Genomic DNA, 5,655 nt, shown 5'->3' on the forward strand with positions numbered 1-5,655 from the left:
CACCCGCGCCTATGTCGTCGGCGTCTCCGGCGTTTCGAAGGGCAAGCCCGTAGTTGAAACGATCGAGAACGGTTTTGGCGAGCCCTATGCCTGGCCCGTCTAGGAGAAAACCATGAATGCGAGCGCCCCCATCCTTCAGCTTCAGGACATCCGCAAGCATTTCGGCGGCCTCACCGCGATCGAGAACTTCTCGCTCGAGGTCTTTCCCGGCGAGATCGTGGCGCTTGTCGGCGACAACGGCGCCGGCAAGTCGACGCTGGTCAAGATTATCTCCGGCGTGCATCCGCCCTCCTCCGGCACGATCACGATCGAGGGCAAGCCGGTGACGATGTCGAACGCGACGATGGGGCGCGCGCATGGCATCGAGGTTGTCTACCAGGATCTCGCTTTGGCCGACCAGCAGACGGTCTATATGAACATGTTCCTCGGCCGCGAGCCGCTGAACCGCTTCGGCCTGCTCGACCGCCGCCGCATGATCGACGAGACGGAAAAACTGGTGAAGGAGCTCGACGTGCGCATTCCTTCCGCGCACGCCACCATCCGCGATCTTTCCGGCGGCCAGCGGCAGGGCGTCGCGATCGCCAGGGCGACGCACTGGGCGAGCAAGCTGATCCTGCTCGACGAGCCGACAGCCGCGCTCGGCGTTGCCGAGACCGCCAGGGTGGAGACGATCGTTCAGTCGCTCAAGCAGCGCAATGTCGGCATCCTGATCATCAGCCACAGCCTCGACCAGGTGTTCAAGCTGTCGGACCGCATCTGCGTCCTGAGGCGCGGCAAGCAGATTGGCGTGCGCGAGACCAGGAAGACCGACAAGAACGAGATCATCGCCATGATCACGGGCCTGCAGCAGCAGTAGCTGCGGAGCACCTGGCCGGTTTAGGCAACGAGATTGCGGCTGGACGCCTGCGCGGCAGGCTCCGCAAAAGCGGCTTCGAGCCAAGCGATGGCGCCAGCCACGTCTTCGATGGCGAAGCGGGCGGCCGTCTCGCCCTGCGGCTTCACGCGGATCGAGATTCCGCCCGCGGCATTGACCGTCTCGAAGCCATTCTCGTCGGATGTGTCGTCGCCGAGGAACACCGGACGCCTGCCGGTGAAGGGATCGAGCTGCAAGAAGCGCCGGATCGCGGCGCCCTTGGCCGCCTCGAGCGGCATCAGCTCGACCCCGGCATTGCCGGCGATCACACGATATCCCTTCGGCAGCCGGTCCAGAGCCTGCTCGACGAGCTTCGTCGCCCGCGCAAGCAGATGCGGCGCGGCGCGCGTATGGACGGCGAGCACCGGGCCCTTGCGCTCGACATAGACGGCCTGGCTTGCCAGCTCGAGTTCAATCTCGTCGGCAAGCGCCGCCATATCCGCCGGTTCGTCCGCGGCCTCGATCGGTCCGTCCGGGAGAAGCCTGTGCTCCAGCCCGTAGAGGCCGGCGATCCTGAGCTTCAACGGATCGAACAGATGGTCCACGGCCGCGATCGAGCGGCCGGTGATGAAGGCGAGCGCGCCGTCCAGGCGCCGCTCGATCGTCTGCAGAAGAACGCGCAACTCCTCGCTGACCGAGACGGCGTCGGGATGCGCCGCGTGCTCCAGCAAGGTGCCGTCGATGTCGAGGAAAAGCGCCCACCGTCCCGCGGGAAGCGGCGGGGTAAGGTCTGCCTGGATGTTCATCTAAATCCCACTGCCTGTTTGCGTTCGAACATGGACACGACATTGTCGCCGGTGGGGCCTGCCGGCCGCTCGTATAAGGCGGTGACCCGATCCAGGTCGCCGCGCTTCCTCAGCCGCGCCGCGTCGAGCAGCATGCTGCCGGCCCAGCGATAGACATTGTTGTCGCGCACGATGTCGCGCATGCGCCGCATGCGCTCGTGCTGCTCGTCCGGTCCCATGGTCAGCGCCTGCAGCATCGCCTCGCTCATCATCGCCGCGTCGTAAGGATTGACGATCAGCGCCTCCAGCAGCTCGCGCGAGGCGCCGGCGAAGGTGCTGAGCAAAAGCACGCCCTGCTCGTCGTCGCGCGACGCGACGAACTCCTTGGCGACCAGGTTCATGCCGTCATGCAGGCTGGTGACAAGGCAAATGTCGGCCGCGCGATAGAGTTCATAGACCGCCGCTTGCGAATGGTGCTCGGCCACCATGACGACCGGCCGGTAGGATTCGCTGCCGAAGCGCTGATTGATCTCCTCCGCGTAGCGCAGGCATTCCTCATGCAGATGCTTGTAGGCCGGCAGCGTGCCGCGGCTCGGCGCCGCGATCTGCAGGAATGCAACATTGCCTACCATTTCGGGATGACGAATAAACAGCTCCTCCAGTGCACGGAAGCGATCGAGAATACCCTTGGTGTAGTCGAGCCGCTCGACGCCGACGCACAGCTTGGCGCCGGCTGGAATTCTGAACCGCTTGCGGACGCGCGCCCGGCTTTCCTCGACGCTGGGCAGGGCTTTCAGGAGCTCGACCGGCCATTCGATCGAAATCGGATAGGAATGCACCAGCGTCACCTGGCCGCCATAGGAAATGGCGGCATCGGCTCGCTCGATGCGGCTTTCCATGAAGCGGTCGACGCTCTCGGTGAAATTGTTGGCGTGGAACTGGGTGTGGAAACCGACGATCGAACTGCCGAGCAGGCCGTCCAGGATGCGTTCGCGCCAGGGACAGATGCTGAACACCTCCGAGTTCGGCCAGGGAATGTGCCAGAAGGTGATGACGATCGCCTCCGGCAACCGCTCGCGGATCATGCGGGGCAAAAGCGCGAAGTGATAATCCTGGACCAGCACGATCGGCCGCTCGTTGCGCGCCTCGGCAACCACCGTTTCGGCGAATTTGCGGTTGACGGCTTCATAGGCCTCCCAGTCCGACTCGCGAAAGGTCGGCCGTGTGAAGGCGATATGGCAGAGCGGCCACAGGCCTTCATTGGCGAAGCCGAGATAGTAACCCTGATATTCGTCGTCGCTCAGCCATACCCGCCGCAGCGTATAGGACGGATTACCGGGCGGGACCTGAACCCGGTCGCCCTTGTCGACCATCCGGCGGTCTGCGCTGCCGCCGCCATAGGCGATCCAGGTGCCGGCGCAGGCGCGCGTGATCGGCTCCAGCGCCGAGACCAGACCGCTTGCTGGGATAACGAGCTCGACGCCGCCGTCTCTGGTCTCGTTGTGGATATACGGTTCGCGATTGGAGACGACGATCACCTGCGCTTCCGGCAATTCGTCGGCAAGGATCTTGCGCAGGGTGTCGGGCGACCATGAGACCAGAGCGGCATCGACCGACTGCCCGTTCTTCTCGAATTCGCGCAGCACCTTGCGCGCGGCTTCGGTGGCGGAGTCGTCGCCGGAACCCGGCACGGCCGACGCCATCGGGTTATTGCGACGGTGTCGGGATATTGAAATGATAATCGCTAATGCGGACAGTCCGAGGCTTGCGAGAATAAGGACCAGTAGCAGGTCGGCGCCGTATTGTGTCATTGAAATGCCAGGTTGCCTCCGGCCGTCCGTTCATTGTTTTCGTTCGTGCCGGCCGCGGACGGGCAGACCGGCTTAGGTCTGCAACGCATGAACCAGCGATCAGTTCCGACACTTTTCGATTGTTGGACGCGGGGTTGCGGTGCTTTATTTACGTGCGCACTATGAGCGGTACCTGACCTTCATGCCGGTCAGGCAAGAAGGCGGCAACGCGGTCGCCGACCCTTTGGAAGGTGAGGTCGACCGCTTTGTCGCCGACCGTCAGATGCCGGAGCGTGAGCGTGTCGATGCCGATCGGGAGCCTAGGCCGCGTGACATGCAATTCGCCCTCCCAGCCATCGATTTCGAGCCCAAGGCACGCCTGCATCAACATGAAGGTGGAACCGGCCGACCAAGCCTGTGGCAGGCAGGCCACGGGATAGGCGATGGGCGCCTCACCCGGAGCCCTGGCGAAGCCGCAGAACAGTTCCGGCAGCCGCATGTTGAAATGCACGGCGGACTCGAACGTGCCGCTCATCAGCCGCACCACGCTGTCGCGTTCGCCGTAACGGGCGAGACCTACGCCGCAAAGTGCTGTGTCATGCGGCCAGATCGAGCCGTTATGGTAGGACATCGGGTTGAAGAATACCGCGTCGTCGGCAAGCGTCCTCAGCCCCCAGCCGGAATGGAAGGACGCCGACAGCAATTGGTCGGCGACCAGCCTGGCCCGCTCCGGTTGCGGCAGCCCGACGAACAGCAGGTGCCCGGCATTCGACGTTCGCACCTTGCAGGGCTGGCCCTCGCCATCAATGGCCAGGGCGTAGAAATTCATGTCGTCCTGCCAGAAATCGCGTTCCACGGCGACTCGCATTTGCTCGGCGCGGTTCTCCCAGTGCTCGGCATCGGCGAATTCGCCGCGGCGGCGCGCCAGCGCCGCCAGGCCCCGGAAGGCGGCGAAGACGTAGCCCTGCACCTCGACCAGCGCGATCGGCCCTTTTGGAATGCGGCCGTCGGCGTGGAACACCGAATCGAAGCTGTCCTTCCAGCCCTGGTTGGCGAGACCGGACTCGGCGGCGCGCTGGTAGGTGACGAAGCCGGTGGCGCGGCTCGCCTCCTCCGTCCATTCTGCGGCGGCCTTGAGCGAAGGCCACAATTTGTCGATGAAGGCCATGTCCCCGGTGCGGTCGGCATAGGCCGAAGCCAGATGGATATAGAGCGGCGTGGTATCGACACCGCCATAGTAGCGCCCGAACGGAAGCTCGCGCAGCGCCGCCATCTCACCCTTGCGCGTCTCATGCATGATCTTGCCCGGCTGGGAATCCGAAAAAGGCGACGTTTCGGTCGCCTGGTGCTCGGCCAGAAATGCCAGCACGCCGCGCGCCAGGCCCGGATTGAGCCAAAGCATCTGCAGGCTGGAGATCACCCCGTCGCGGCCGAACGCCGTCGAGAACCAGGGGATGCCGGCATAGGGATAGGGCCCGGTCGGAAGCTCGGTGGTGAGCAGTGCCACGTCGGCGCGGGCACGCTCGACCCAGTCGTTGAAGACGCGGCCCGAACTGTGCACCGTAGCGCCATGACGCCGCTTGGCACGCATGCCGAAGCGAGCTCGTGCCGCCGCGGCGCGGAAACGGTCGCGACTGGGAGCCTCGGAGACTTCCGGTCCGACTTCGATATAGAGCACTTTCTGGCTGCGCTTGGTCACCGCGATGAGGAAATCCGCACGGTTGTCGCTCAGTTGGTCGGGCGCCTGCGAGAACGAGATCGCCGACAGGCGGGGCAGCCCGTCAAGCCCATCATAGCCGAGCATGACGGACTCCTTGTCGGTCTTCGCCAAATGCGTCGTGCCGCGCTTCACCCGCGTCGAACCACGCACCTCGAACATGTCGCGAAAATCGGCGGCGAAATGCAGCGAGACGGTGATGGTCGAATGCTCGCGGCTGTAGTTGGAAAGCGTGATCCGCTCGAACAACCGGTCCTGCCAGATCAGCCTGACCCGTTCGATATGGATCGCGCCTTGTGGGATGTCGCGGCCAACGGCGCTCTGGATCGGCAGGTTGGTCAGGTTGGACGTGAACAGCACATTGTCCTGGCTGAGTGAAGCGCCGAGCAGCGACATCGGCCTGCCGCCGACGGTCAGCCGGAATTCGGAGAGCACGCGCGTGTCGTCGCGGAAGAACCCGTCGCCCGAGCCTCTGATGTCGCCATAGGCGTCGGCGACGGCGAAACAATC

Annotated in this window: 4 protein-coding genes; 1 reads left to right on the plus strand and 3 read right to left on the minus strand. The window is 64.4% G+C overall.

The annotated features are described in order from the left end of the window. Positions 1-112 precede the first annotated feature (112 nt). Positions 113-856: an ATP-binding cassette domain-containing protein gene (locus EOA28_RS22850; protein WP_127252440.1), complete on the plus strand. Its 744-nt coding sequence runs from the start codon at positions 113-115 to the stop codon at positions 854-856. 20 nt (positions 857-876) lie between these two features. Here the strand turns inward: EOA28_RS22850 and otsB are convergent, their stop codons facing one another. The 3 genes from otsB to EOA28_RS22865 form a co-directional block, all read right to left on the minus strand. Continuing rightward, the gene (gene otsB / locus EOA28_RS22855) at positions 877-1,659 is read right to left on the minus strand and encodes a trehalose-phosphatase (protein ID WP_128315297.1); all 783 of its coding nucleotides are present in this window, start codon (positions 1,657-1,659) and stop codon (positions 877-879) included. Continuing rightward, entirely contained in the window at positions 1,656-3,449 is a 1,794-nt protein-coding gene (locus EOA28_RS22860) for a trehalose-6-phosphate synthase (protein WP_127385998.1), read from the minus strand. Before EOA28_RS22860 ends, otsB begins: the two co-directional genes overlap by 4 nt. Positions 3,450-3,597: 148 nt before the next feature. Further along, on the minus strand, positions 3,598-5,655 hold a 2,058-nt coding region (locus EOA28_RS22865; protein ID WP_128315298.1), incomplete at its 5' end, for an amylo-alpha-1,6-glucosidase.

It is taken from the genome of Mesorhizobium sp. M2A.F.Ca.ET.067.02.1.1, assembly GCF_004023285.1.
Classification (GTDB): Bacteria; Pseudomonadota; Alphaproteobacteria; order Rhizobiales; family Rhizobiaceae; genus Mesorhizobium.

Excerpts from the sequence above, each read along its gene's own strand:
- EOA28_RS22850 (WP_127252440.1), top strand. The coding sequence starts at position 113 with ATGAATGCGAGCGCCCCCATCCTTCAGCTTCAGGACATCCGCAAGCAT.
- otsB (WP_128315297.1), bottom strand. The coding sequence starts at position 1,659 with ATGAACATCCAGGCAGACCTTACCCCGCCGCTTCCCGCGGGACGGTGG.
- EOA28_RS22860 (WP_127385998.1), bottom strand. The coding sequence starts at position 3,449 with ATGACACAATACGGCGCCGACCTGCTACTGGTCCTTATTCTCGCAAGC.